21 protein-coding genes and 1 pseudogene are annotated in these 25,926 nt (G+C 63.3%); 16 read left to right on the top strand and 6 right to left on the bottom strand.

Annotated elements, in window-relative coordinates; genetic code table 11:
* Positions 1–47: 47 nt before the first annotated feature.
* The 4 genes from cutA to AXF13_RS12355 all read left to right on the top strand — a co-directional run bounded on the left by cutA (position 48) and on the right by AXF13_RS12355 (position 2,723).
* Entirely contained in the window at positions 48–371 is a 324-nt protein-coding gene (cutA, locus tag AXF13_RS12370; RefSeq protein WP_062253667.1) for a divalent-cation tolerance protein CutA, read from the top strand.
* Between the two features lie 95 nt (positions 372–466).
* Positions 467–1,420, top strand: a complete 954-nt coding sequence (locus tag AXF13_RS12365) for a carbohydrate kinase family protein (RefSeq protein WP_062253665.1) — start codon at positions 467–469, stop codon at positions 1,418–1,420.
* Positions 1,421–1,603: 183 nt separating this feature from the next.
* On the top strand, positions 1,604–2,032 hold the full coding sequence (locus AXF13_RS12360) for a DMT family transporter (protein WP_062253663.1): 429 nt from the start codon (positions 1,604–1,606) through the stop codon (positions 2,030–2,032).
* A gap of 226 nt (positions 2,033–2,258) precedes the next feature.
* Positions 2,259–2,723 carry a YbaK/EbsC family protein gene (locus AXF13_RS12355; RefSeq protein ID WP_008683307.1) on the top strand — a complete coding sequence of 155 codons (465 nt, stop codon included), beginning with the start codon at positions 2,259–2,261 and terminating at the stop codon, positions 2,721–2,723.
* A 435-nt stretch (positions 2,724–3,158) separates the two neighbouring features.
* On the opposite strand, the gene AXF13_RS12350 is transcribed toward AXF13_RS12355, so the two are convergent.
* From AXF13_RS12350 to AXF13_RS12340, 3 genes are all read right to left on the bottom strand, one after another.
* Positions 3,159–4,829 (bottom strand): NFACT RNA binding domain-containing protein, encoded by a 1,671-nt coding sequence (locus AXF13_RS12350; RefSeq protein ID WP_223299919.1) that lies wholly within the window; start codon positions 4,827–4,829, stop codon positions 3,159–3,161.
* 232 nt (positions 4,830–5,061) lie between these two features.
* A complete protein-coding gene (gene dksA / locus AXF13_RS12345) occupies positions 5,062–5,424 on the bottom strand; it encodes an RNA polymerase-binding protein DksA (protein ID WP_062253659.1) in 363 nt (120 codons plus the stop codon).
* Between the two features lie 158 nt (positions 5,425–5,582).
* Positions 5,583–6,680 carry an adenine nucleotide alpha hydrolase family protein gene (locus AXF13_RS12340; protein WP_062253656.1) on the bottom strand — a complete coding sequence of 366 codons (1,098 nt, stop codon included), beginning with the start codon at positions 6,678–6,680 and terminating at the stop codon, positions 5,583–5,585.
* A gap of 357 nt (positions 6,681–7,037) precedes the next feature.
* Between AXF13_RS12340 and recA the strand changes: the two genes are divergently transcribed.
* The 10 genes and pseudogenes from recA to AXF13_RS12285 all read left to right on the top strand — a co-directional run bounded on the left by recA (position 7,038) and on the right by AXF13_RS12285 (position 20,034).
* Entirely contained in the window at positions 7,038–8,135 is a 1,098-nt protein-coding gene (recA, locus tag AXF13_RS12330; RefSeq protein WP_062253653.1) for a recombinase RecA, read from the top strand.
* A gap of 83 nt (positions 8,136–8,218) precedes the next feature.
* A complete protein-coding gene (gene alaS / locus AXF13_RS12325) occupies positions 8,219–10,897 on the top strand; it encodes an alanine--tRNA ligase (RefSeq protein WP_062253651.1) in 2,679 nt (892 codons plus the stop codon).
* 11 nt (positions 10,898–10,908) lie between these two features.
* Positions 10,909–12,090, top strand: a complete 1,182-nt coding sequence (gene ahbC / locus AXF13_RS12320) for a 12,18-didecarboxysiroheme deacetylase (RefSeq protein ID WP_062253648.1) — start codon at positions 10,909–10,911, stop codon at positions 12,088–12,090.
* An 86-nt stretch (positions 12,091–12,176) separates the two neighbouring features.
* Positions 12,177–13,166, top strand: a complete 990-nt coding sequence (gene hemB, locus AXF13_RS12315; protein WP_062253647.1) for a porphobilinogen synthase — start codon at positions 12,177–12,179, stop codon at positions 13,164–13,166.
* On the top strand, positions 13,166–14,341 hold the full coding sequence (ahbD, locus tag AXF13_RS12310) for a heme b synthase (RefSeq protein WP_062253644.1): 1,176 nt from the start codon (positions 13,166–13,168) through the stop codon (positions 14,339–14,341). The genes hemB and ahbD overlap by 1 nt, the downstream gene beginning before the upstream one ends.
* A gap of 41 nt (positions 14,342–14,382) precedes the next feature.
* Positions 14,383–14,892, top strand: a complete 510-nt coding sequence (gene ahbA / locus AXF13_RS12305) for a siroheme decarboxylase subunit alpha (RefSeq protein WP_062253642.1) — start codon at positions 14,383–14,385, stop codon at positions 14,890–14,892.
* Positions 14,893–15,114: 222 nt separating this feature from the next.
* Positions 15,115–16,535: pseudogene (locus AXF13_RS17340) on the top strand (amino acid permease).
* A gap of 347 nt (positions 16,536–16,882) precedes the next feature.
* On the top strand, positions 16,883–17,572 hold the full coding sequence (locus AXF13_RS12295) for a phosphatase domain-containing putative toxin (protein WP_062253641.1): 690 nt from the start codon (positions 16,883–16,885) through the stop codon (positions 17,570–17,572).
* A complete protein-coding gene (gene aldA, locus AXF13_RS12290; RefSeq protein ID WP_062253639.1) occupies positions 17,559–18,992 on the top strand; it encodes an aldehyde dehydrogenase in 1,434 nt (477 codons plus the stop codon). Before AXF13_RS12295 ends, aldA begins: the two co-directional genes overlap by 14 nt.
* 223 nt (positions 18,993–19,215) lie before the next feature.
* Positions 19,216–20,034 (top strand): hypothetical protein, encoded by an 819-nt coding sequence (locus tag AXF13_RS12285; protein ID WP_062253637.1) that lies wholly within the window; start codon positions 19,216–19,218, stop codon positions 20,032–20,034.
* Positions 20,035–20,125: 91 nt separating this feature from the next.
* Here the strand turns inward: AXF13_RS12285 and AXF13_RS12280 are convergent, their stop codons facing one another.
* Complete coding sequence (locus AXF13_RS12280) at positions 20,126–20,476, bottom strand: cupin domain-containing protein (RefSeq protein ID WP_062253635.1); 351 nt, start codon at positions 20,474–20,476, stop codon at positions 20,126–20,128.
* Between the two features lie 82 nt (positions 20,477–20,558).
* Positions 20,559–23,186, bottom strand: a complete 2,628-nt coding sequence (locus AXF13_RS12275) for a mechanosensitive ion channel family protein (RefSeq protein WP_062253633.1) — start codon at positions 23,184–23,186, stop codon at positions 20,559–20,561.
* Positions 23,187–23,346: 160 nt separating this feature from the next.
* Here AXF13_RS12275 and AXF13_RS12270 point away from each other — a divergent pair, with 160 nt between their 5' ends.
* Positions 23,347–24,333, top strand: a complete 987-nt coding sequence (locus AXF13_RS12270; RefSeq protein WP_062253631.1) for a DUF362 domain-containing protein — start codon at positions 23,347–23,349, stop codon at positions 24,331–24,333.
* A gap of 11 nt (positions 24,334–24,344) precedes the next feature.
* Positions 24,345–25,013, top strand: a complete 669-nt coding sequence (gene thiE / locus AXF13_RS12265; RefSeq protein WP_062253629.1) for a thiamine phosphate synthase — start codon at positions 24,345–24,347, stop codon at positions 25,011–25,013.
* A 125-nt stretch (positions 25,014–25,138) separates the two neighbouring features.
* Here thiE and AXF13_RS12260 read toward each other — a convergent pair whose 3' ends face one another.
* Positions 25,139–25,531, bottom strand: coding sequence for a helix-turn-helix domain-containing protein (locus AXF13_RS12260; protein WP_062253627.1), 393 nt, complete (start codon positions 25,529–25,531; stop codon positions 25,139–25,141).
* Between the last annotated feature and the right edge of the window lie 395 nt (positions 25,532–25,926).

Below are 25,926 nucleotides of genomic sequence, written 5' to 3'. Positions count from 1 at the left end.
CCGTGTAAACTGAACCCCATGCCGTTTCCCGGCGCGCCGGAGGAAGCATGTCCTTTCTGGTTTACGTCACCGTGCCCCATGAGCGGGAAGCCCTGGACCTGGCCCGTATGCTGGTGGAAGCCCGGCTGGCGGCGGGCGTCAACGTGCTGCCCGGCGCGCGGTCGGTCTACCGCTGGCAAGGCGAGGTGCGCGAAGCCGGGGAATGCCTGCTGCTGGCCCAGGTCAGCCGTGCGGCTTTTGAGGATTTTTGCGCGGCTGTGCGCCGCGCGCACAGCTACGAAGTGCCCTGTATTGTGGCCCTGCCCCTGGAGGCCGGACACCAGCCCTTTTTGCGCTGGATTGAGGAAAACAGCCTGCCGTCCGTGGGGTAGAGCATTTCAACGTTGATCTGCTTTAAACCGTTTCTCAAGTGAGCGACAGCCCCGAAGCGGTTGAGGCGGCATATATCCGCAACAGTGAGGCGACCATGTCCATCTATGTTTCCGGTTCCCTGGCCTTTGACCGCATCATGACTTTTCCCGGCAATTTTCAGGATCACATCCTGATGGACAAGCTGCACATGATCAACGTCAGCTTCATGGTGGACGGCATGGACGAGCGGCGCGGCGGTTGCGCGGGCAATATCGCCTATTCCCTGGCCCTGCTCGACGAAAAACCGGTCATCGTGGCCGCCGCCGGGCGCGACTTCGTGCCCTACGCCGAAGCCCTGAGCACGCTGGGCCTGCCCCTGGACGGCATCCGGCGCGACGCGGACATTTTCACCGCGCTCTGCTACATCACCACGGACATGAACAGCAACCAGATCACCGGCTTCTACCCCGGCGCCATGACCCTGCCCGCCCAATACTCTTTCCCCGATCTGGACCCGGATACGGACATCGCCATCGTCTCGCCCGGCAATGTGGAGGACATGCGCCGCCTGCCCGCCTTCTACAAGGAAAAGGGCGTGCCGTATATTTACGATCCCGGTCAGCAGCTGCCCGTGCTTTCCGGCGCGGACCTGCTGTCGGCCATTGAGGGCTCGCTGGCCTGCATTACCAACGACTACGAACTGAATATGATCTGCAAGGCCACGGGCAAGAGCGAGGACGAGCTGCTGGGCCGCACCCTCTGGCTGGTGACCACCTTGGGGGCGGAAGGCGCGCTGGTGCGCGGGGCCGACGGCACGGAAGTGCGCATTGCGCCGGTGCCGCCCACGGGCGTGGTGGACCCCACGGGCGCGGGCGACGCCCACCGCGCGGGCCTGCTCAAGGGCCTGACCCACGGCCTGCCCATGCCCGAGGCCGCCAAACTGGGTTCGGTGAGCGCCAGCTTCGCCCTGGAAAAGATGGGCACCCAGGAGCACATCTATACCCCGGCCCGGTTCCGGGAGCGCTATGAGGCGGTATTTGGGGCGCTGCCCGAGGGACTGCTGCCGTAGTGCTCGTCGTCACGGGTGTCTTTTCGGTTATCTCCGCGTCAAACTTCACCCGCTTTTTCAGTCGAGTACCAAAAGAGTACACTCCTTCAAAGCGGGTTCGTTTTCCTTGATATAACACGAAAATCCACCCCGTGACGGTGCACTCCGGTGCAAATGGTTTCAAATGCGGACAAGAAAAATGCTATGTTGTATATTCTGCTGATGCTGCTGGCCGGCTGCATGATCGCCATGCAGTCGCCTATCAACGCGGCCTTGAGCCGCACGGTGGGCGTGCTGGAAAGCAGCCTGATTTCTTTTGCGGTCGGCACGCTCTTTCTGGCTCTGGCGGTGTTCTTCTTCGGCCGGGGCCAGCTGCCCCGCGTGACGGAAACGCCGCCCTGGCAATGGATCGGCGGCATTCTGGGCGCGGTCATGGTGCTCAACACCATTATCGCCGTGCCGCGCATCGGCGTGCTGACTACCGTGCTGGCCATGATTTTCGGCAATCTGGTCATGGCGGCGGTTATCGACAATTTCGGCTGGTTCGGCCTGCCGGTGACGCCCTTCGGCTGGCGGCGTCTGGCGGGCTTTGCCCTGGTGCTGGCGGGACTGCTGCTGGTGTTCCGGCGCTAGGAGCTGTTTCTAAATTGGTTCTTTTACCTTCCAGCTTCGTCAAAGGTCGCTTTTCACTCTGGTCGAATACCAGAAGAGTATACTCCCGTCGTAAAAAACTCGTTTTCCTTGCTGGAAGGAAAAATTCCCTAATTTAGAAACAGCTCCTAGGCTCAGCCTCTGGAAGGCTTCGATAACGTTGCAATGCGAGACGGCGGGTCGGCCATATCCGCCGGGAGGAAAAAACATGCGGGTGGATGCGGTACGGGAATTTCTGGAGCGGCACGGGCTGGGCGCGGCCTACCGTCAGTTCGAGGTTTCCAGCGCCACGGTGGATCTGGCGGCTGCCGCCGTGGGCTGCGAGCCTGGGCGCATCGCCAAGACCCTCTCCCTGCTGGGCAAGGACGGCCCGCTGGTGCTGGTGGTCATGGGCACGGCCAGGCTGGACAACCGCAAGTTCAAGGACGTTTTTCACCAGAAGGCCCATTTCATCAAGGCCGAGGACGTGGAAAGCCTGGTGGGGCATCCCATGGGCGGGGTCTGCCCCTTTGCCCTGCCCGAGGGCGTGCCCGTATACCTGGACGCAAGCCTGAAGAACTTCGACCCGGTCTATCCGGCGGCGGGCGCGCCCAATAACGCCGTGGAAATCTCCCTGGCGGACCTGGAGCGCGTCACCGGCGGCGTCTGGGTGGACGTCTGCAAGGCGGAGTGACGGCGGCCCGTACAGCTTGCGGCATTTCCTCTAGGGCCTGTTAACGCTATGCCCTTTTGCCCTCCTGCCGTGTCAGATTTCACCCGCTTTTTCGGTCGAGTACCAGAAGAGTACACTCCCTCAAAGCAGGTTTATCTTCCTTGCAGGCGAACAAAAATTCTATAGTGTTAACAGACCCTAGAGCCTGTTGATACTACGTTCTTTTGCCCGCTGGCTTTGTTGAACTTCGCCTTTTATTCCAGTCGAGTACCATAGCTCTGCTGTCCTCATCCGTAAGCAGCTTCGCCGCAACGGCTGAGGCAAGAGTACATTCCTTTCATGCTTTAGCCGTTATGCGAGGAACGAGCATTACGGATAAAGACAGCAGCGATAAAAGGCTCGTTCTCCTCGCCAGCGAACAAAATCCCAGTAGTGTCAACAGGCTCTAGAAATGCTCTATGCGTCGGGCAGCAGGCGCGTTTCCAGCGCATGGTCCACGGGCACCTCGCGGGAGGCGAATACCTTGTCTATCCGCACGGTGCCCGCCGGGGCGTTGCGCAGGGGCTTCACATGGCGCATTTCGGCATAGATGATGCGCGCGACGGCCGCGTCGCGCTGCCAGCTCTTGCAGGCCGCCAGGCCTCCGGCCTGGTCCAGGGTGCGCTCGGGCACGGGCTGGCCGCCATGGGCCCGCCGGATGATCACATGCGAGCCGGGGCCGTTGTCGGCGTGCAGCCAGATATCATGGGGCGCCGCCAGCTTGCGCGCCGCCAGATTGCCCTTGGCGTCGCGGCCCCGCAGCAGGGCGAAGCCGTCCTCGCTGATAAAGAGCTGCACGTTTTTGGGCAGGCCGCCGGGCAGGGGCCGGCGCATTGCTTCTTCTGAACCGGCGGCTGAAGTCGCCTTGCCCGCATCCCCGCCTGATATGCCCGCCAGACTTTCCCGGCGGGCGCGTTCCAGGGCCGCGGCCTCGGCTTCCAGAGCCGCGCGGCGTTGGGCCAGATGCTCCAGGCCGCGCTGCCCGCGCCGGGCTGTGTGAAAAAGCCGTTCCATGGCTTCGCGCACTGTATAGCGCGGGTCCAGCCTGATATCTCTCGCCGGGCCGTGTTCCGTTTCCGGCAGATTGACAAGGGGCGCGCGTAAATCCGCAGGCCAGCGCCAGAGGTTTTCCCGCAGGGCCAGGGCGTCGGTCCGGGCCGCGCGCATGGCCGTGAGCCGGGCTTCTTCCTCCCGCAGTTTGTCCAGCAGGCGATCCAGCTTGCGGCCGCGTCGGGTCAGAGGCAGGGCGGCGGCCACGGCCTTGTCCTTGGCCAGACGCTCCAGCACCAGACTTTGCCCGGCCCGCTCCAGCAGGGGCAGGACGTCCGGGCCGCTTTCCTCCTTTAAATCCCCGCGCAGGCCAGGCGGCAGGGGCCAGGCCGTGGCGGAGCGGACGCCCCCGCAACCGTCCCGAAGCCCGTCAGATCCCTCCGCGCTGTAGAGAAAAACATCGCCCCCACCCACGCGCAGATCTTCCAGCAGGGCCCACTGTTCGGGCTCTTCCATCCGCTCCAGGCTGCGGCGCAGGGTGGGCGTGAGCACGGGCCACTGCCGCCAGTCGCTGCGGGCGCGGGCCAGTTCGGCCGGCGCGGGCCAGCGCGCGTCTTCCGTCTCCGGCCCGTCCTGGGCGTCCAGGAAATGCAGGGACGCGCCCTCGCGCAGGTCCAGCAACAGCCAGGTCAGGCTTGTGCCCGGCGCGGGCTCGGCTGCTCCGCCCAGCAACAGCCAGAGCCTGCGCTGCCAGAACTGCGCCACGCAGGCGGCCACCCGGCGGTCGGCCGCGTATTTGCGCAGGCGCATAAGCTGCGCCGTGGGCGCGTGCCCCGTGCTGATCCGGCTTTCGGTCAGAAAGCAGAAGGGTTCCTTGCGCCCGAAGCGCAGGCAGAGCTGACGTTTGCGGCCCGAACCGTAAAAAGTCAGGGTCAGGATGCCCGGCGCGGGTTCCTGAAGTTTTTCCAGGCGCGCGCCGGTGAGCAACGGGAGCAGCAGGTCGCAGAAGCGGCGGAAAAGATGGGCGTCCATGCGCGCGAGACTACAGGGGAACGAGCCGGGCGGCAACAGCGGCGCGTCCCGTTCCCGCCGCGGCATTGACCATGAAAAATCCCACCTGAACAGCGGGATGAGAAGTGCGGGATGAAAATTACAAGGTTACGGAAGCGACCTCTCCGGGACTGGGCGGCCGTGCAAAACGATGGATTTTGTTATCCGGCAAGAAAGCGGACCGGCGCGGCTCGGGGATAGTACAAAACAGTACAGACCCGGGCCACGCCGGTCCGCTGACGCTGTCCAGATGGCAAAAGGCGCGTTTTACGCGGCCTCCCTAATCTCCTCGAAGATGTTCGTCCTCTTCCTGCTTCGCCTTGCAGTTGATGCACAGACGCGTCACCGGCCGGGCTTTGAGACGGGGAATGCTGATTTCATCGCCGCATTCCTCGCAGATGCCGTAGGTGCCGTCGTCGATGCGTTGCCGGGCGGCCTGAATCTTGCGGATCAGACGACGTTCGCGGTCGCGGATGCGCAGGGTAAAGGCGCGGTCGGATTCGGCCGTGGCCCGGTCCGCCGGGTCGGCGAAGACTTCATTGCTGTCGGTCAACTCCTCGATGGTGCTGTCGCCCTTCTGTTGGGCTTCCTCCAGCATCTCGGACAGGAGTTTGCGGAAAAATTCAAGGTCCTTGTGATCCATATATCCTCCGGCCGGGTTGTATCGCATGCGCGATATCGGTTCGGCATATAAACTTCTCTTAGGTTGCAATAGGAATGTATAGCTGCAAAAGGCTCTTTTGTAAAGAGCCGTCGTCTTCAGAGAGGGAAGGTCGTGCCCGCGCGCTCCACCGGCGCGGTTCAGGCCCCGGGGGCGGCACGGGGCGGCATTTCCCGCCTGAGGCGCGCTTCTTCCCGGATTTCGGCCCGCACCTCTTCCCAGGAAGGCTCGGACCAGGGCGTGCCCGCGCGTTGCGGCGGGACGGCCAGTTCCAGGGCGCTGTTCTTCCAGGAAGCGCGCAGGGCGGTGAGTCCGCCGACGGCCACGGCCTTGGGGGCATATGAGGCGGTCAGGGCGGCGGCTTCCTCCAGCAGGGGACGCGGCCAAGTCGCGCCGTGGCGTGCCAGCCCCAGAGGGCCGGGCAGGCCCGTCAGGCTGAGCAGGGCGTCGTCCGGTCCGGCGGCCGCTGCCAGGCGCTTGTTGTCCGTGTTGTTGCGGCCCACGCTGAGCCAGTAGTCGCGCCCGTCGTCCTGCCGCCAGAATTGCCGCCCCAGATTCGCCAGGGCGAAATCCCGCGCCAGGGACGGCGCGGCGTCGGCGCGGCGCGTGAGCACGGGCCAGTAGCGCCGGGCGTTTTCCCGCTCGGTCAGGCGGCAGCCGCCGCCGGGCGTGGGAATTTCTTGAAGGCCGAAGCGCTCGGCCAGGGCCAGTTGTTCCCCGCGCCCGCGCCCGGAAATGGACAGCAGGCGTGTGCGGTCCACCAGGCCGTTTTCCTCGGCCGGGATGGGGGCCAGCAGCCGGGCGCAGAGCGGGCGCAGCAGCAGGCCGGTCACGTCCGCGTCGCGCGGGATCACATGCAGGGTGTCGCGGCGTTGGGACATGGGGCGCTGGCCCAGCACCTCGCCCGAGGCCAGCAGGCGCGCGCCCACGGCCTCCATGTACAGGCGGGCGTGGCGCAGCAGCAGGATCTTGCAGTCCACGCAGGGGTTCATGACCTTGCCGAAACCGTGAACGGGGCGGCGGCGCAATAGGGCCGCGAAATCCTCGCTGACGTCCAGGCTGGCGATGTCCAGATTATGCAGCCGCCGCCAGCGCGGCAACGCGGCTTCATCCCCGAAAAAGGGCGAGACACAGTGCAGGCAGCGCACCTTCAGGCCCTGGTCCTCCAGCAGCTTGGCGGCCAGGATGCTGTCCAGGCCGCCGGAAAAAAGTACGATAACGTCCGGCGTTGCAGTCATGCCCGGCTTTGTACGCGAAGGACGCGCCCAAAGGCAAGGCTTTCGCTCGGAAAAGTCCGGCATTCCAGCTATTGATAATTATCTCTGTTAAGTTAGAATGCGGCCAGCCACAGGGCGAAAGGGGATTTGCCTTGCGCCGGGTGCTTTGTTATTATGGTGCGCTTGAATATCCGGACTGACGGCAAAGGCCGCGTGGCGGCATTTGCGCCGTTTTTCGTCTTCGCAAGCCGTGCCGCGTGCGGCACGTGATGCCTCTGTGGGGCGCCTTCCGGGCGGAGAGCGACAGCCTTTTTATGAGTCTTGGTTGCGTCGGCCATGCCGATGCTTGAGATATCTTTTACCTGGAGCAACAGCAGTATGGCCAAAAAACCGGCCTTGAGCCCTGAAGACGCCCGCGCCGAAGCCCTGAGCACAGCGCTGTCCACCATTGAGCGCAAATACGGCAAGGGCGCGGTGATGAAATTATCCGACGACGTGCAGGTGGACATTCCCGTGATTCCCACGGGTTCCATCGGCCTGGATCTGGCCTTGGGCGTGGGCGGCATTCCGCGCGGGCGCGTCACGGAAATTTTCGGGCCCGAATCCTCGGGCAAAACCACGCTCACCCTGCACATCATCGCTGAATGTCAGAAGCTGGGGGGCACCTGCGCCTTTGTGGACGCCGAGCACGCCCTGGATGTGGCCTATGCCCGGCGCCTGGGCGTGAACACCGACGAACTGCTCATCTCCCAGCCGGATTACGGCGAACAGGCCCTGGACATCGCGGACATGCTGGTGCGCTCCGGCGCGGTGGATATGGTGGTCATCGACTCCGTGGCGGCCCTGATTCCCCAGGCCGAGCTGGAAGGCGACATGGGCGAAACCCAGGTGGGCGGCCATGCCCGGCTCATGTCCCACGCCATGCGCCGTCTCACCGGCACCATCCACAAATCGCGCACCTCGGTGATCTTCATCAACCAGATCCGCATGAAGATCGGCGTGCAGGGCTACGGCAGCCCTGAAACCACCACCGGCGGCAACGCGCTCAAGTTCTACTCCTCGGTGCGCATGGACATCCGCCGCATCCAGACCCTCAAGGACAAGGACGAGGCCTTCGGCTCGCGCACCAAGGTCAAGGTGGTCAAGAACAAGGTGGCCCCGCCCTTCCGCATCGCCACCTTTGACATCCTGTACGGCCAGGGCATTTCACGCTCCGGCGAGCTGCTGGATCTGGGCATTGAGGCCAAGATCATCGAGCAGAGCGGTTCATGGTTCGCTTTCGGTTCCGAAAAGCTGGGCCAGGGCCGGGAAAAGGTGCGCGCCCTGCTGGATGAAAACCTGGATCTGCGCAATCAGATTGAGGCCAAGGTCATCGAATTCCTGGGCATGCATCCCAAGGAGTTCACGCCCAACGCCGAGGATCTGGACGAAGGCGCCGCCCCGTTGGATTCCCCGGCCACGCCGGAATACGAGTAGTTTGAGGCCGGGGGCATCCCCCGGCCGTAATCCTTTCCCCGGCCGTCGCAGTTTCGGCCGGGCGCAGCCGCCACGGAGCCCGTATGCTGACTGCCCAAGAAATCCGCCGCCGTTATCTGGACTTTTTTCTGCGCCATCGGCACGAAATCGTGCCTTCCGGGCCGCTGATCCCGCCCAATGACCCCAGCCTTCTGTTCACCAACGCGGGCATGGTCCAGTTTAAAAAGCTCTTTCTGGGCGAGGAAAAGCGCGCCTACACCCGCGCGGCTTCCTGTCAGAAATGCCTGCGCGTGTCCGGCAAGCACAACGACCTGGAAAACGTGGGCCGCACCGCGCGCCACCACACCTTTTTCGAGATGCTGGGCAATTTTTCCTTCGGCGACTACTTCAAGCGCGAGGCCATTGCCTGGGCCTGGCAGTTCGTGACCGAAGAACTGCAACTGCCCAAGGAAAAACTCTGGGTCACGGTCTTCCGCGAGGACGACGAGGCCGCCGAGATCTGGAAGGACGTGGCCGGGCTTACCGACGCGCGCATCATCCGCATGGGTGAGAAGGACAACTTCTGGACCATGGGCGACACCGGCCCCTGCGGCCCCTGTTCCGAAATCTATATCGATCAGGGCGAGGACATGTCCTGCGGGCCGGACTGCGGCATCGGCAAGTGCGATTGCGACCGCTTTCTGGAAATCTGGAATCTGGTCTTCACCCAGTTCGATCAGGCCGCCGACGGCAGCCGCGCTCTGCTGGCCGCGCCCAACATCGACACCGGCATGGGCCTGGAGCGCATCGCCGCGGTCTGCCAGGGCAAGCGCTCCAATTTCGACTGCGACCTCTTTCAGGAAATCATCCAGTACGCGGCCGGGCTGGCGGGCGTGACATACAGCTTCAGCGCGCCGGACACCAACGACGTGGACACGGCCCTGCGCGTCATCGCCGACCACAGCCGTTCCGCCGCCTTTCTCATCGCCGAGGGCGTGCTGCCCTCCAATGAAAACCGGGGGTACGTGCTGCGCCGCCTGATCCGCCGGGCCCTGCGCTTCGCCACGCTCATGGGCGTGCATGAGCCCTTCATGCACAAGGTGGCCCGCAAGGTCACGGAAGTCATGGGCGAGGCCTATCCCGATCTTCTGGAGAGCGCGGACTTCATCGACCGCGCGGTCTTTGAGGAGGAACAGCGCTTCTCCCTGACCCTGGAAAAGGGCCTGCACCTGCTGGAAGAAGAGCTGCAACGCCTGGAAGCCGCCGGGCAGACTGTCATCCCGGGCGCATTCTGCTTCAAGCTCTACGATACGTACGGTTTCCCCCTGGACATCGTCACGGACGTGGCGGGCAAGCGCGGCTTTACGGCGGACGGGTCGGGCTTTGAGGCCCACATGCGCGAACAGCGCGAACGCGCCCGCGAGCACCAGAAAAAGGGCGGCCTGCTGGGCCAGGGCGCGGGCGAGGGCGACGCGGCCTTCAAAAAGCTGGCCGCCGACGGTCTGCGCAGCGTCTTTGTGGGCTATGAAAGCCTTACGGCCGCAAGTCCGGTCACGGCTCTGCTGGACGCCGGAGGCGTGCCCGTGGACCACCTGGGCGAAGGCGAAACAGGCTTTGCCGTCACGGAAAAAACGCCGTTTTACGGCGAATCCGGCGGCCAGGCGGGCGACGCCGGGCTGCTTGCCGTCGTGTCGGGCGAGGCTGGAGTGCTGACCGCCCGCAAGCCCGCGCCGGATCTCATTGTCCATGAAATCGAAGTGTTGCGCGGCGAAGTGCATCTGGGGCAGGAAGCGACTCTCAGCGTGGACGCGGACAGCCGTCAGTCCACTGCCCGCAACCATACCTGCACCCATCTGCTGCACGCGGCCCTGCGCCGGACGCTGGGCACGCACGTCAAGCAGGCCGGTTCCCTGGTGGACAGCCGGCGCCTGCGCTTCGACTTTTCGCATATTGCGGCCCTGACCCCGGAGGAGCTGGCCGCCGTGGAACGCGACGTCAACCGCGCCATTATGGCCGATCTGCCGGTGGCCGCGCGCGAAATGCCGCGCGAGGAAGCCCTGGCCGGAGGGGCCATGGCCCTGTTCGGCGAGAAATACGGCGAAACCGTGCGTGTCCTTACTGTGGGATGCGAAGGCCGGGAGCCCGAATCCGTGGAACTCTGCGGCGGCACCCATCTCAGCCGCACCGGCCAGGCCGGCTCCTTCCTGATCGTGGCTGAAACCGGCGTGGCCGCCGGAACCCGCCGCATTGAGGCTGTCACCGGCTGGAACGCTTACGGCCTGGCTGTGGAACAGCGCGCTGAAGCCGCGGCCCTGGCCGGTCTGCTCAAATCCAAACCCGGTCAGCTGGCCGAGCGCGTACAGACCTTGCAGACGGAAGTCAAGAAAATGCGCAAGGCCTCGGAAAAGGCCGCCGCCGCGCCTGTGACGGGCGCGGACCTGCTGCGCCGGGCCGAGGAGGTCAACGGCGTGCGCCTGTTGGCCGCGCGTCTGGAAAACGTGCCGGTCAAGGCCCTGCGCGAGATCATGGACGACGTGCGCTCGCGCCTTTCCAGCGCCGGGGTGGCCTGCCTGGCCACGGTGGAAGAAGGCAAGGTGGGCCTGCTGCTCTATGTCTCCAAAGATTTGCACGGCCGCTTCACGGCTCCGGCCCTGATCAAGGAAGTGGCCGCGCCCTGCGGCGGCGCGGGCGGCGGCCGCCCGGATCTGGCCCAGGCGGGCGGCACCAGGCCCGAGGGCATTGACGAGGCCTTTGCCGTACTGAAAACTCTGATTGAAAAATAAGGACATATTCCATGATAGGCATTTCAAAACTGTACTGCGGACAGGTGGAACCTTCGGACGCACTGCGCTACGGCCGTGAATCCGGCAAACTGCCCTCGCATCTGCTGCAATTCTCCAAGGACAAGAAACCGGTCATTGTCTGGAACATGACCCAGCGCTGCAACCTCAAGTGCGTGCACTGCTATGCCCATGCCGTGGAAGTGGACGGCACGGATGATATCAATACCGAACAGGCCAAGGCCATGATCGACGACCTGGCGGCCTTCGGCGCGCCGGTGATGCTTTTTTCCGGCGGCGAACCCCTGGTGCGCAAGGATCTGGTGGAGCTGGCCAGCCATGCGACCGGCAAGGGCATGCGCGCGGTGGTCTCCACCAACGGCACCCTGATCACGCCCCAGAAGGCGCGCGAACTCAAAGAAGTGGGCCTCTCCTACGTGGGCATTTCCCTGGACGGCATGGAAGACGTGCACGACCATTTCCGCTGTGTGCCCGGCGCGTTCAAAAAAGCCCTGCAGGGCATTGCCAACTGCCAGGCCGAGGGCCTCAAGGTAGGCCTGCGCTTCACCATCAACAAGCGCAATGTGGCGGAAATTCCCGGCATCTTCCGTCTGCTCAAGGAGCTGGAAGTGCCGCGCGCCTGCTTCTACCATCTGGTCTATTCGGGCCGGGGCTCGGAACTGATCAAGGAAGACCTGGATCACGCCGAAACCCGCGCCGTGCTGGACCTGATCATGGATGAAACCCGCGCCCTGTTCGACGCGGGCCATCCCAAGGAAATTCTCACCGTGGACAACCATGCCGACGGCCCCTACGTCTGGATGCGCCTGAAGCGCGAAGACCCCAAGCGGGCCGAGGAAGTCTTTGAATTGTTGCAGTATAACGAGGGCAACAATTCAGGCCGGGGCATCGGCTGTATCTCTTGGGACGGCAAGGTGCACGCCGACCAGTTCTGGCGCGAGCACGTCTTCGGCAATGTGCTGGAGCGCCCCTTCTCCCAGATCTGGGACGACCCGGACATTGAACTGCTGCACAAGCTCAAGAACAAAAAGGTCCATGTGGGCGGGCGTTGCGCGAAATGTAAATATCTGAACATCTGCGGCGGCAACTTCCGGGCTCGGGCCGAGGCTTTTTACGGCGACGAATGGGCGCAGGATCCGGCGTGTTATCTCACCGATGAAGAGATCGGCCTGTAAGGCGGCCTTTTGTCCGCTGGCGGCGTTAAACCGCGCGGCCCGGCTTGGTGGGTGGATGGTCGCCCGGCATATATAAGGAAAAAATCATGACTACTGCATTTCATCGCGGCCGTCGGCTGCGCTGGACCCCGGAACTCCGCACCCTGGTGCGCGAAACTCCGCCCCTGCTGGTGGAAGACCTGATCATGCCCTATTTTGTGGTGGAAACCGAAGACGCATCCTTCCGCAAGGAAGTGGCTTCCATGCCCGGCCAGTACCAGCTCTCTCTGGCTGAACTGGAAAAGCAGGTGGAAAAGGCCGTGGACGCGGGCCTGATGTCCGTGCTGCTCTTCGGCATTCCGGCTGAAAAGGATGAAAAAGCCAGCTCGGCCTACGCCGAGGACGGCATTGTGCAGCAGGCCGTGCGCCGCCTCAAGGAGCGCTGGCCCAAACTCATCGTCATCACCGACGTCTGCCTCTGCGAATACATGAGCCACGGCCACTGCGGCGTGCTGATGCCCGACGGCGCGGTGCTCAATGATCCCACGTTGCCCCTGCTGGCCAAGACGGCCGTCAGCCACGCGGCCGCCGGGGCGGACATGGTGGCCCCCTCGGACATGATGGACGGGCGCGTGGCGGCTATCCGCGCGGCCCTGGACGAGGGCGGCCTCAAGGAATTGCCCATCATGTCCTATGCCGTGAAGTACGCCTCTGCCTATTACGGTCCTTTCCGCGACGCGGCGGAATCCGCCCCGGCCGCCGGGGACCGCAAGTCCTATCAGATGGACCCCGGCAATGCCCGCGAGGCGCTCATTGAAGCTCGCGCGGATCTGGCCGAAGGCGCGGACGCGCTCATCGTCAAGCCCGCCGGCCCGTACGGGGACATCATCCGCCTGGTGCGCGAGCATGTGGAAGTGCCGCTCTGCGCCTATCAGGTCAGCGGCGAATACGCCATGATCCGCGCGGCCGGGCTCAACGGCTGGATCGACGAGCGCGCGGTCATGCTGGAAAGCCTGCTGGGCCTCAAACGGGCGGGCGCGGACATGATCATCACCTATTTCGCCGAGGAAATCCTGAGGCAAAGGCTGGCGCGCTGATGCACGGACACGAGCAACACGGCGGGCATCCGGGAGCCATGCCTAAAGGCCATCCCGGCGGCCATCCGGGGAGTGAGCCCGGCAATGCGCCGGGCATGCCCGCCCGCGTTCTGGAAGACGGCAGCCCGGTCTGCCGTCTGGTCGCCTGGGAAGTGACCCGCTCCTGCAACCTGGCCTGCAAGCACTGCCGGGCCGAGGCCCACCCAGAGCCCTATCCCGGCGAGCTGTCCACGGACGAGGCCAAGGCGCTCATCGACACGTTTCCTCAAGTGGGCAATCCCATCATCATCTTCACCGGCGGCGATCCCATGATGCGGCCGGACGTCTATGAACTGGTGGCCTATACCCACTCCAAGGGCCTGACCTGCGCCTTTTCGCCCAACGGCACCCTGATCACCCCGGAAAGCGCCCGCCGGATCAAAGAGGCGGGCGTGGAGCGCTGCTCCATTTCCATCGACGGGGCCGACGCGGCCAGTCACGACGCCTTTCGCGGCGTGCCCGGCGCGTTTGAGGACAGCATGCGCGGCATCGGCTATCTCAAGGACGTGGGCGTGCCCTTTCAGATCAACACCACGGTGACCCGCAACAACCTGAGCAGCTTCAAGAAGATCTTCGAGCTCTGCGAGCGCATCGGCGCGGCGGCCTGGCATATCTTTCTGCTGGTGCCCATGGGCCGGGCCTCGGGCTTGGCGGATCAGGTCATCACCGCGCAGGAATACGAGGACGTGCTGCACTGGTTGTATGATTTCCGCAAGGGCACAAACATGCACCTCAAGGCCACCTGCGCGCCGCACTATTACCGGATCATGCGCCAGCGCGCGCATGGGGAAGGCCTGAGCGTCACGCCGGAAACCTTCGGCATGGACGCCATGACCAGGGGCTGTCTGGGCGGCACGGGTTTCTGCTTCATCAGCCATACCGGCCAGGTGCAGCCCTGCGGGTATCTGGAGCTGAATTGCGGCAATGTGCGCGAAATGCCCTTCCCGGAGATCTGGCGCAAGAGCGAATACTTTCGTCAGTTCCGCGACCAGTCCTGTTACACGGGCAAATGCGGCGTCTGCGAGTTTCACAAGGTTTGCGGCGGCTGCCGGGCCCGCGCCCAGAGCATGAGCGGCGACCATATGGGGCCTGAGCCCCTGTGCACCTACGTGCCCTCGAAAATGAAGACACGCTGAATCCGGACAACAAGATAACAGTCAAACCGCAGGATCGCAGCATGGATAAGCAGAGCCGCGGCATCACGGACAATGCCGCCGGTCAGATGGACAGCGTGGACAGACAGCTGCTGGACATCATCCAGACGGACTTTCCACTCGTATCCCGGCCGTATGCCGAGCTGGGGCAACGCCTGGGCATCCCTGAGGAGGAAGCTCTGGAGCGGGTGCGGGCTTTGCGCAGTCGCAAGATCATCCGCCGGATGGGGGCCAATTTCCAGTCCGCCAAACTGGGCTTCGTGTCCACGCTCTGCGCGTCCAAGGTGCCCGAGGACAAGCTGGACGCCTTTATTGCCGAGGTCAACGCCCAGCCCGGCGTGACCCATAATTATCTGCGCGAGCACAGCTACAACGTCTGGTTCACCCTGATCAGCCCTTCGCGCGAGGAGAGCCAGGCCATTCTGGACGGCATCAGCGCGCGCACCGGCGTGAACATCCTCAATCTGCCGGCCACCAAGCTGTACAAGATTCGCGTGGATTTCCGCATGGGGGACGAGGCGCAGCCGCTGTGAGTCAGTGAAAATTTCGAGCATAAATTGTGCCCGAAATTTTCACGATCAGCCCCTAGCCCGGAGCCCGAAGCCGCAATCGCATTCCGGCGAAAGGACGCTTTCCGTCATCGCGATGACGGAAAGCGTCCTTTCGCCGGATTTTTTTCTCGACCTATCTCCGGCAGTTTGGCATGCTTAAGACGGGAGGGTGACAACCGATTGCCGCCATTGAGGAAAAACAGAATGAGCGAGCATCATGTCAACCCCGACGGGCAGGATCCACCGCACGCGCTCAAGCGCGGTTTGAGCCAGAGGCATATCCAACTTATTGCCATCGGCGGCGCCATCGGCACCGGCCTTTTCATGGGCTCGGGCAAGACCATCAATCTCGCCGGGCCGTCCATCGTTTTTGTCTATATGATCATCGGCGCGTTTATCTACCTGGCCATGCGCGCCATGGGCGAACTGCTGCTTTCCAACCTGCGCTACAAATCCTTCATGGACATGGCCGAGGACATCATCGGCCCGTGGGCGGGTTTTTTCGTCGGATGGACGTACTGGTTCTGCTGGGTGGTGACAGGCACGGCGGACGTCATCGCCATCGCCTCATACTTCCATTTCTGGTTTCCGGCCATCTCCGTCTGGGTTCCGTCGATTCTGGTGGTGCTCCTGATCATGGGCCTGAATCTCGTTTCCGTGAACCTGTTTGGTGAAATGGAGTTCTGGTTCGCTTCCATCAAGGTAATGGCCATCCTGGCTATTATCGCTGTGGGCGTGTACATGGTGCTCACGGGCTTCACCTCTTCCGTTTCCGGGCACACGGCATCCGTGGCGAACCTGGGGCGTATGGGGGATGGTTCCCCAAGGGCGTTTTCGGATTTTTCGCCGGTTTCCAGATCGCTTTGTTCGCCTTTGTCGGCATTGAGCTTATCGGTACCACCGCCGCGGAAGCCAAGGACCCTGAAACCAGCCTGCCCAGGGCCATCAACACCATTCCTTATCGTATCGTCTTTTTCTATGTCTTCGCGCTGCTTGCCATCATGTGCATCACGCCCTGGTCGGACATCGACAGCCAGAGCAGCCCCTTTGTGAACACCTTTGTGGCCGTGGGCATTCCGGCCGCGGCCAGCATCATCAACTTTGTGGTGCTGACGTCCGCGGCGTCCTCGGCAAACAGCGGCATCTATTCCACAAGCCGCATGCTTTACGGCCTGGGGCTGGTAGGGGTGGCTCCACGAAGATTCGGCAGGCTTTCATCCCGCCGGGTGCCCGCCGACGGACTGCTGTTTTCCTGTATCTGCCTGTTGCTCGGCGCGTCCATGCTGATCATCATGCCCACCATCATGTCCGCATTCACGATTATGACGTCGGTTTCGTCAGTGTGCTTTGTTTTCATCTGGTCAATGATCATGGCGGCCTATTATGTGTATCGCAAGAAGCATCCGGAGCGCCATGCGGCATCCAGGTTCAAGCTGCCCGGCGGCCTGTTTTCCTGCGGGGCTGTCCTGGCGTTCTTTATCGGCATCCTTGTCCTGATGGCGCTTGAGCACGACACCAGAATGGCGCTGCTGGCCACGCCTCTCTGGTTTATCGTCCTGGGCGTCGGCTATTATTGCAGTCGCAAGAACCACATCAGCTACAGGAAGGAAAATACCCGGCCATAGAGCGGAGCAACGTTAAGAATCGACACGTTCGAAGTTGCCGCAGGCCCGGACTGTAATAATTCCCCGGCTTCGTGTCCCGTCCGCTGCCCGTCTGACAAGCGGCGAACTACGGAATCACGGAGCTACGGAATCACGGAACTACGGAACCGGGGATTGGGGATTATCGTTTGAGGGGTGCCGCGCTCTTTACGGCTTTGCCGCTATGGAGGTATGTTTGCAAATAGGGCGGGACCACGCTCCCGCCGCGGCTTGAGGGTCGCGTATGCTTTGAACCCGGACCCCATTTCAAAGCGTACCTGCCCCGGAATCGAAATGCGGGCCGGGCGCGAGCCCGGCGGGAGAGATAGATGCGAGTTTTGGCAAAAGCGGTTTTATTGTCGCTGCTGTTGGCGGCGGTCGCTGGATACGCGCTGCACGCCGCAAACACGCCTGATCCCCGTGCCGAGGCCGCTCAGAGGGACAGCCGATGGGCCGAGCCCGTGCGGGCGGAAGGGCTCCCCAATCTTTACCGGGTGGATTCCGAAGTCTATCGCTCCGGCCAGCCCGAGGGAGAGGGCCTGCGCAGCGCGGAAAACCTGGGCATCAAAACCGTCCTGTCCCTGCGCTCCCCCAACAGGGATGCCGCCCTGGACAAAAGCGGGGACCTGCTGCTCAGAAATGTGCCCATGCACTCCTGGAACACCCATGATGAGGATATCATCAGCGCATTGCGCATCATCCACGGCGCGCCCAAGCCCATCCTGGTGCACTGTCGGCACGGTGCGGACAGGACGGGCCTGATCATGGCCATGTACCGGGTGGTTTTTCAGGGCTGGACAAAGGAACAGGCCAAGAAGGAAATGCTTGAGGGCGGCTACGGCTTTCATGCCGTCTGGGTCAATATCACGCGGAGAATAGACAAGGCGGACATCGCGGCCATCCGGGCCCGAATTTTCAGGGAGCAAGGCGCGGCCGCCGCCGTTCCGGCGCTCCAACGGGGTGCCGCCCTCTTTCATATCGAAAACCTTTTCAAGGAGAACGCCCATGCGCACGTATAAACAATTCATCAACGGCGAACTGGTCAGCAGGCCCGGCGAGGGCATGATTGATGTGGAAAATCCTTCCAGCGGCCAAATCATGGCCCAGGTGCCGGACGGTGGGGCGGAAGACGCCCAGGCCGCGCTGGAGGCCGCGCGCGCCGCGCAGGACGCCTGGGCCGCGCTGCCCGCGCCCACACGCGCCACGGCGCTGAAAAAACTGGCCGAGGGCATTCGCGGGCGTCGAACCGAACTGGCCGCCATCCTGGCCGAGGAGCAGGCCAAAACCCTGCCCCTGGCCCAGGTGGAAGTGGATTTCACCGCCGAGTATTTCGACTACTACGCGGGTTGGGCCCGGATCTACGAAGGCGAGATCATCCAGAGCGACCGCCCGCGCGAAAACATTCTGCTTTACCGCCAGCCCATCGGCGTGGTGGCGGGCATCTGCCCCTGGAATTTCCCGCTCTTCGTCACGGCCCGCAAGGTGGCCCCGTCCCTGCTGGCCGGGTGTGCCGTGGTGGTCAAACCCAGCAGCGTGGCCCCGGTCACGGTCATGGAATTCGCCAAGATCGCCGCCGGGCTTGATCTGCCCAGGGGCATCCTCAACGTGGTTACCGGCGGCGGGGCGCGCCTGGGCGAGGCCCTGGCCAAAAGCCCGTTGACCGACATGGTTTCCCTCACCGGCAGCGTGGAGGCCGGGCAGCGCATCATCACGGCCGGCGCGGCCAATATCACCAAGGTTTCGCTGGAACTGGGCGGCAAGGCCCCGGCCATCGTCTGCGCGGACGCGGACCTGGACCTGGCGGCCAAGGCCGTCACGGCCTCGCGGGTGATCTTCAGCGGCCAGGTCTGCAATTGCGCCGAGCGGGTCTATGTGCACGAGAGCATTGCCGACGCCTTTGCGGAAAAACTGGTCAGGGCTTTTGAGGCCGTGCGCCTGGGCGATCCCTTTGACGAACCCGCGCCGGACATGTGCAGCCAGATCAATGCCGAACAATTGGCGAAAATTGAGGGCATGGTCCGCCGGGCCAGGGCCGACGGCGCGGAGGCGGTCACGGGCGGCGCGCCCGCGGACAGGAAGACGGGCTATTTCTACATGCCCACGCTCTTGCGCAATTGCCGTCAGGATATGGAAATCGTGCGCAAGGAGATCTTCGGGCCGGTGCTGCCCATGCTGACCTTCCGCGATTTCGACGAGGCCATTGCCCTGGCCAACGACTGCGAATACGGTCTGACTTCATCCATCTACACGCGCAATGTTTCCCTGGCCATGGAGGCCGTCAACCGTCTCAAGTTCGGCGAGACCTACGTCAACCGCGAAAACTTCGAAGGCATGCAGGGCTTCCATGCGGGCTGGCGCAAGTCCGGCATCGGCGGCGCTGACGGCAAGCACGGCCTTCTGGAGTACTTGCAGACGCACGTGGCGTATATCCAGTATTAGAGCAATTTCACTTTGAAATTTGTAGAATTTCAAAGTGAATCTGCTCTAAGGACCAGCTGACATCGCCCGGCGGGGATGTTCCGGAACATCCCGCCGGGCGCGTGTTGAAAGACGAACGGGCCGCGCCGTAACGCGGCGGGTTCAGTGTGCGAAGCCGTGCCGTTGCCCAACGGCGGAGAGTGACTCACGCGTGCCCTTATTACCGGAAAAGGAAAAAACCGTCATGAAGAAAATTCTGTTCGCCTGCGCCGTCTGCCTGTTGCTGGCCGGGACCGCGCACGCGGCAAGCCTGTCCATCGGGGGCGAGAGCATCAGTTACACTGTGCCGCAAGGCTATCTGCCAGGCGACAAGGAGCCCTATCTCAGCGTGCGCAAATTCCTGGCCGAGATTTCGCCCAAGACCATGCGGGTCCTGGCGCTTTACGTGGACGAGGAAAGCCACAAAAAATTCGTGGACCCCAACGGGCAGCGCCTGGAAAAATATTTCATCATTTCCACGTTGCGGCCGCTTGCGGACAAAAATCTGAGCATAAAGGATTTCGCCGAGGTGAAAAAAGGCATCACCAAGGCGCAGGAGCAGTTGAAGACAACGCTTAAAAAGAAGATCAACAGCGTACTGGGCAAAACCGGCGACGGCAGCATGAGCATCGGCGACATTGACACGCTGGGCGTTTTCGACAGCAGCGACACCAGCCTTTCCTTCATGGCGGTCATGGACCAGGTAAGCCGCGCGGGCGGGCAGCGGGAAGTGGACAAGCAGGCCGTGATTTCCAGCTATCTGCTGGCTCAGGGGAAGCTGGTCATCGTCAACCAGTACCAGATTCTCAACCCGGCCGAGAACGTGGCCGAGCAACTGGGCGAGGCCAAAGCCCATGCCCAGGAAATCCTCAAGGAGCTGAACATCGACCACAGCGTGCCCTGGGCGTCGTACCTGGATTCCTTTGCGGGCAAGCTGGTGTTGGCCGCGCTGATCGGCGGCCTGATCGGCGGGGTCATCGGCTGGGTGGTCAACCGGAAAAAGAAGAAGGCCGGAAGCGCTTGAGCGATTTAATTTTGAAAGTTGACCGTGCTGCAAGGCCTTGCCGGGAAATGGAGGGGGCGGCTCAAGGCCGCCCCCTTTTCAGTTGTGGCTGTCATTTTTCGGAATAGAGAATCAGGGCGATCATTTCCAGGTCGTCCGGGCCGTTGTTAAGCAGGGCGTGCTCCTCGTCGTGGCGGCAGACGGTCACATCCCCGGCCCTGACCGTGGTTTCGCACCCGTTGTCGTCATAAAGGCCTTCGCCCTTGAGGATGAAAAAAACCTCAAAGTCGCCGTTGTGGCGGTGCTTGCCCACGGCGTCGCCGGGACGGAGCAGGACGTGGTTGTACAGCCGTCCTTTGCCCTCGAATTCCGTTTCGTTCAGGAGCTTGGTGAAATGGGCCATACCCGGCCCGCCGAACATGGTCTTGTCACACGTTTCACGTTCCTGGGCGCGGCGGATCATTACAGCCTCCTTTGCCGGTTGCGGGTGGGGGACAGCCCTCGGAGCACGTTGACATCCAAGATGCCGACAGGGTCGAAATGCGTCAGGCGGTCTGCGGCACGCCCTTTTCCTTGGTTTCTTTTTCCGTTTGCACGCTTGTTCCGGCGGCATTTTCCCCGGCGGGCGCGGCTGTGGCCGGACGGCGGCGCGGCCGCCGCGCGGGCCGTGCCGCACGGACGCGGGCCGGGGCCTGCGGGGCCCTGAAGCGCGGCGGCATGTCCTTGATGTGCACGTCCAGCTGCGGGAAGGCCACCTCAATACGGTGCTGGCGGAACTGTTTTTCGATTTCCAGGCGCATGTCCGAGGAAGTGGACACGCCCACGTCATAGTCCTTGACCCAGAAGCGCAGCACGAAATCCAGGGTACTGGCCCCGAAATCATTGAAGGTGACCGTGGGCGTGGGGTACTTGAGCACGTTTTCGTGCCCGTTGGCTATGGCCAGCAACAGCTTCATGACCAGAGCCGTATCCGAGCCGTAGGCCACGCCCACCGTAATTTCGCGCCGTACAGTGCGGCTGTTGCGCGTCCAGTTGATCAGGCGGCTGGCCACGAATTCGGAGTTGGGCACGTAGATGAGGGCGTTGTCGAACGTTTCCACCATAGTGGCGCGTACGCTGATTTTGCGTACCCGGCCCGTGGTGCCTCCCACTTCCACCACGTCCCCGGCCTGGAGCGTGCGGCTGAAGATCAGGATCAGACCGGAGAGGAAGTTGTTCACAATGGTCTGCATGCCGAAGCCGATGCCCACGGAAAGACCGCCGGCCACCATGGCCAGATTGCTCAGTTCCATGCCCAGAGCCCGCAGCACAAACAGGCCGAAGATGGCCCAGACCGCGTAGCTGAAGGCCGTTTGCATGGGCGGAATCAGGGTCGAGTCAATCTGCAAGCCCTGCTTGGGCAGTTTGGCCAGAAAGCGCGAGCCCATGGCCACGGCCGTGCGCGTGAGGTAGAACACGCTGATGATCAGCAGGATCTGAATGATGTTGAACTGGGTGGCCCCCACGTTCACGCCCTTGAGCACGTATTCGCTCAGCAGGTACATGCCGCCGGGCAGAGTGCCCACCCAGAGCAGCACGCCCACCACGGCCACCACCAGCACCACGGGCGCGGCCAGGGCCACCAGCAGGCGGGCCAGGGCGGCGCGCGCGCCTTCCTTGGGAAGATGCTCGTTGATGTTGCTGATCAGAGCCATGCCGCCCAGGCTGAGTTCAAGAGCCAGGGAGCAGGAGACAAAGAGCAGGTAGAGGGCCATGCTGTAGATATGCAGGCCGGAGATAGCCAGCAGCAGGCAGAGCCAGAGCACGATGGAGTCTCCGTCCAGCACGCTGGATTCCAGTTGCAGGGAGCCGTAGTTGCCCTTGGCCCAACGCCGCCGCCAGAACAGGGAGGCCACGACCAGACTCATCCAGATCATCAGGACCAGCGGCTTGGTCAGCGGCAGATAAAGCAGGGCGTAGGCGCAGAGGGTCAGGGGCATCAGCCGCCGGAAGGGCGCGGGCTGTTGTTCCACGTCCGGGTATTTCAGCAGGCGCAGGTCCCAGGCCAGGAAAACCTGGCCCAGAATGATGGAAAGATTGCCCAGCGCCAGGAAGAGCCGGTAAAATTCGCCCGTGGCGGACAGGGAACTGCCCAGCAGGGAGAGCCCCAGGCAGAGCCAGGGCAGGCTGACCCGGAAAATGTGGCGGCTGACGGGATTGGAATTCTGGTTGATCCAGCGGCGGTAGAACAGCAGGCTGATCGCGCCGGTGAACAGCAGGCAGATGATGAAGCGCAGGGCCGCCGCGCTCCACTGATTGACGGTGACCGGCATCTCCACGGGCAGGCGCAGCATCATGCCCTGGTAGGAATAAATCATCTGTTGGCCGAAATTGGCCCAGGCCTCGGGGCTGAAGTAGGGCACCGGGCTTTGCAGATAATAATCTTTCCAGAGCGCGGGCAGTTGGGCGCTGATGTCCTTCCGGGTTTGCTCCAGGCGCTTGATCAGGGCCAGGGAGGGGGCCAGGGCCGAATTATACTGCGCCAGCACGGCGGTGAGGCGCAGCCGGGCCTGGCCGATGTCCTGAATGTAGCTCCGCATTTCCTGGCTTAGCCGCCCGTCGTGCAAATCCTCGGGCAGGCTGTCGGCCATGTAATTGACCTGCTCCAGCAGACCCTGGGCCTCGGAGCGGGCCAGCAGGATGGGCTCCAGCACCTGGTTTACCTGGTTGACCGTGACCGTGATGCGGCGGCTCACGGCCTCCATGGGATTGGGCCAGTTCTTGAAAGTATTGGTCAACACCAGCAGGCGGCGGGCCTCTTCTTCGAAGGGCTGGGCCTTTTCCGTGAGATGGGCCGCCTCATCGGCGAAACCGTCGCTGAGCTTGGAGGCGATTTGCTTGATTTGATTAAGCCTGTCCTGCTGGCCGGCCCAAACCATTTCCCATGGGTCGTGCTCCGGGAGCAGGGGCTTTTCCTCGGCCTTGGCGTCCTCGGCTTTCTGGTCCGGCGCGGCGTCGGCGGCTTTATCCTTGCCCGCGTCCTCGGCTTTGGCTGCCTTGTCAGCCTTGTCCTTTTTTTCGGCCTGGGGCGCGGCCCCCAGGGCCGGGCCCACGACCGGATTCGGCAGGCCGGGCAGTGCAGGCAGAGCCAGCAGACAGAACGAAAGTATGAGCAAAAAACAATAATGGCGCATAGTGTATTATATCCTTATGGCCCGCGCTTCACGCGGTTGTCTGTTTCTACGCCAAGAGGGGCGGCTTGAAAAGAGCGCCCCCGGCGGCGGGAGGGCGGCCGGAGCTGTGCGGCTGGACGATTGTCTTTACAAATCGGGCCCCTGACGGCATAGTCGCCGCATGACCGACATCCCGTTTGCCGCGTCCCGCCTCCCTGTGGAGCGCGGTCTGCCCGTGGCTCTGCTGGCCTGTCCGGACTATGCCGCGCCGCGTCTCCGGCAGGCCGTGTTCCAGGCCCTGGAGAGCGCCGGGCCGCGCGTGGGTGTGGGCCTGCGCGTGCTGGTCAAGCCCAATCTGCTCACTGCCCGGCCCCTGGCCTGCGCCGCTCCCGAAGTGACGGCCGCTGCCTGCGCCTGGCTGTTGGAGCGGGGGGCCAGGGTGGAGGTGGCCGATTCGCCGGGTTTCGGCCGCGCCGATGCCGTGGCCCGCAAGATCGGCCTGGAAGCGGCCCTGCGGCCCCTGAAGCTCAAGGTGCGCGGCCTGGACCGGCCCGTGCCCGTGCGCCTGCCCCTGCCGGAAGCTCCTGAAGGGCGCGGCGCCCGCTTCATGGTGGCCCGGCGGGCCCTGGAGTGCGACCTGATTCTCTCCGTGCCCAGGGTCAAGGCCCACAGCCAGATGCTGCTGACCCTGGCGGTGAAAAACTGTTTCGGCTGCGTCAGCGGCCTGCGCAAAGCCCTGGTCCACACCTGCGAAGGGCGCGACCCCGACTATTTCGCGGATTGCCTGGCCGCGCTCTGGGCGGCCCTGCCGCCGGTGGCCGCGCTGGCCGACGGCGTGCGGGCCATGCACGTCACCGGCCCCAGCCGGGGGCGACCCTTCGCCCTGGGGCTCATCGGCGCGAGCCCGTCCGCCGTGGCCCTGGACGAAGCCCTCTGCGCCGTGCTGGGCCTGGAGCCCGGCCGGACGCCTCTGGGCGCGGCCTTGGAACGGCGCAAGGCCGAAGGCTGCGCCACAGCCGGTTGGCGCGCGGAATACCCGTTGCTGCGGCCTGGAGATTTCGACGCGCGCGGCTTTGAACTGCCGCGCGAACTGGCCCATACCTCATTTCACCCGGCACGCTTTGTGAAAAGCTGTATCCGCCGCCTCTGGGCGGCGTGCAAACCCTGAAGGAGACCGCCATGCCCGCCATTCTGCCCGGTCGGACCGACCTCTACGCCCTGACCGATTCGCGCCTTTCCCTGGGCCGTCCCCTGGCCGTGGTGGCCGGAGCCCTGCTGGAATCCGGGGTGCGCATTCTGCAATACCGGGAAAAAAAGCTCAAAGCCGGTAAGATGCTTGAGGAATGCCGCCTGCTGCGCCGCCTGACCGAAAGGGCCGGGGCCTGCTTCATCGTCAACGATCACATCGACATCGCCATGCTGGTGGGGGCCGACGGCGTGCACATCGGCCAGGAAGACCTGCCCGTGCCCGAGGTGCGCCGCCTGGTGGGGCCGGACATGCTCATCGGCCTGTCCACCCATACGCCGGAGCAGGCCGTGGCCGCCGTGAACGCGGGCGCGGACTACATCGGGGTGGGGCCCATCTTCGCCACCCAGACCAAGGAAGATGTGGTGGACCCGGTGGGCTTCGAGTATCTGGAGTGGGTGGCGCGCAACATTGAGCTGCCTTTTGTGGCCATCGGCGGCATCAAGGAACACAATATCGCGGACGTGGCCCGCCACGGCGCGCGCTGCTGCGCCCTGGTCTCGGAACTGGTGGGCGCGCAGGACATCCACGCCAAGGTGGAAGCGGTGCGCCGGGCCATGCGGGAAGGGCTCGGCCCGGACGGCGCACCGGCGGCCCGCTAGGGCCTGTTGACACTATGCCTTTTTGCCCGCTCGCTACGTCAGATTTCACCTGCTTTTTCGGTCGAGTACCAAAAGAGTACACTCCCTCAAAACAGGCTTATCTTCCTTGCGGGCGAACAAAAATTCTATAGTGTCAACAGGCCCTGGCCGACGCTTTTCAACGCGCGGCGCATAATTTCCGCCATCAGGTCTTCAGTCGTGCATTCCGTCGCCGGTCTGCTTGTGACGGCGGCGGAAGCGGGGCTGACGCCGATTTCGTCCGTGGTCCACGCCATTCTGCCGCCCAGTCCCGTGCGTACCCATTCAGGATTGATCCGTTTTTTCTCAAAAAGCGTTATGAGCCAATCGGACGGCACGGCCTTGCGCCGCTCGGCGTCGGAAACGGCCGATAGCCGGATGCCCAGGGCAACAGCCAGTTCCGCCCGCGTCTTGCACGCGGCGGCCTCAAAAACGCGGCGGTATTGCGAGGCAAAATCTCTTTGTGGCGGGAAGCCATATGGGGCGGGCGTTTCAGACATGGCGCTCTCCGGCGTAGCTGGTTGGCGATTGCCGAAAAGCAATTGCCGGGAGCTGATAACTGCCCTAGGACAGCGGGTTTATTCCCCCACGAGGAGGTGTTGTATTCACCGCACTCCCGACATATATGGCCCCGCCCTGAAGTCAAGAAAAAAGATATGGTTTTTTTGTCGGATGCAAACATATATTCGGCGTCAGCCTGTGTTGGCAGCGCCCTGATGGGGTATACGCGCTTTCGTTCCTCTACAGCGTATCGGCGTCATTGCGCCAGTCGGGAGTTCAGGTTTTCCGAAAGCCGGTCCGACCGTTTTTCCATCTCTTTTTCTTGGCAACCTTGGGAAAGCTTTTATGCCGTTAGTGTTTGGCGGGCCGCATGCGCGCGGCTCACGCAAAAAGA

This window comes from Desulfovibrio fairfieldensis, assembly GCF_001553605.1.
GTDB classification, from domain to species: Bacteria; Desulfobacterota; Desulfovibrionia; order Desulfovibrionales; family Desulfovibrionaceae; genus Desulfovibrio; species Desulfovibrio fairfieldensis.
This window is presented reverse-complemented; position numbering and strand designations above follow the sequence as displayed.

What these genes read in the sequence shown, in the direction of transcription:
- cutA (WP_062253667.1), top strand. Translation starts at nt 48, where the DNA reads ATGTCCTTTCTGGTTTACGTCACCGTGCCCCATGAGCGGGAAGCCCTG.
- AXF13_RS12365 (WP_062253665.1), top strand. Translation starts at nt 467, where the DNA reads ATGTCCATCTATGTTTCCGGTTCCCTGGCCTTTGACCGCATCATGACT.
- AXF13_RS12360 (WP_062253663.1), top strand. Translation starts at nt 1,604, where the DNA reads ATGTTGTATATTCTGCTGATGCTGCTGGCCGGCTGCATGATCGCCATG.
- AXF13_RS12355 (WP_008683307.1), top strand. Translation starts at nt 2,259, where the DNA reads ATGCGGGTGGATGCGGTACGGGAATTTCTGGAGCGGCACGGGCTGGGC.
- AXF13_RS12350 (WP_223299919.1), bottom strand. Translation starts at nt 4,829, where the DNA reads ATGCCGCGGCGGGAACGGGACGCGCCGCTGTTGCCGCCCGGCTCGTTC.
- dksA (WP_062253659.1), bottom strand. Translation starts at nt 5,424, where the DNA reads ATGGATCACAAGGACCTTGAATTTTTCCGCAAACTCCTGTCCGAGATG.
- AXF13_RS12340 (WP_062253656.1), bottom strand. Translation starts at nt 6,680, where the DNA reads ATGACTGCAACGCCGGACGTTATCGTACTTTTTTCCGGCGGCCTGGAC.
- recA (WP_062253653.1), top strand. Translation starts at nt 7,038, where the DNA reads ATGGCCAAAAAACCGGCCTTGAGCCCTGAAGACGCCCGCGCCGAAGCC.
- alaS (WP_062253651.1), top strand. Translation starts at nt 8,219, where the DNA reads ATGCTGACTGCCCAAGAAATCCGCCGCCGTTATCTGGACTTTTTTCTG.
- ahbC (WP_062253648.1), top strand. Translation starts at nt 10,909, where the DNA reads ATGATAGGCATTTCAAAACTGTACTGCGGACAGGTGGAACCTTCGGAC.
- hemB (WP_062253647.1), top strand. Translation starts at nt 12,177, where the DNA reads ATGACTACTGCATTTCATCGCGGCCGTCGGCTGCGCTGGACCCCGGAA.
- ahbD (WP_062253644.1), top strand. Translation starts at nt 13,166, where the DNA reads ATGCACGGACACGAGCAACACGGCGGGCATCCGGGAGCCATGCCTAAA.
- ahbA (WP_062253642.1), top strand. Translation starts at nt 14,383, where the DNA reads ATGGATAAGCAGAGCCGCGGCATCACGGACAATGCCGCCGGTCAGATG.
- AXF13_RS12295 (WP_062253641.1), top strand. Translation starts at nt 16,883, where the DNA reads ATGCGAGTTTTGGCAAAAGCGGTTTTATTGTCGCTGCTGTTGGCGGCG.
- aldA (WP_062253639.1), top strand. Translation starts at nt 17,559, where the DNA reads ATGCGCACGTATAAACAATTCATCAACGGCGAACTGGTCAGCAGGCCC.
- AXF13_RS12285 (WP_062253637.1), top strand. Translation starts at nt 19,216, where the DNA reads ATGAAGAAAATTCTGTTCGCCTGCGCCGTCTGCCTGTTGCTGGCCGGG.
- AXF13_RS12280 (WP_062253635.1), bottom strand. Translation starts at nt 20,476, where the DNA reads ATGATCCGCCGCGCCCAGGAACGTGAAACGTGTGACAAGACCATGTTC.
- AXF13_RS12275 (WP_062253633.1), bottom strand. Translation starts at nt 23,186, where the DNA reads ATGCGCCATTATTGTTTTTTGCTCATACTTTCGTTCTGTCTGCTGGCT.
- AXF13_RS12270 (WP_062253631.1), top strand. Translation starts at nt 23,347, where the DNA reads ATGACCGACATCCCGTTTGCCGCGTCCCGCCTCCCTGTGGAGCGCGGT.
- thiE (WP_062253629.1), top strand. Translation starts at nt 24,345, where the DNA reads ATGCCCGCCATTCTGCCCGGTCGGACCGACCTCTACGCCCTGACCGAT.
- AXF13_RS12260 (WP_062253627.1), bottom strand. Translation starts at nt 25,531, where the DNA reads ATGTCTGAAACGCCCGCCCCATATGGCTTCCCGCCACAAAGAGATTTT.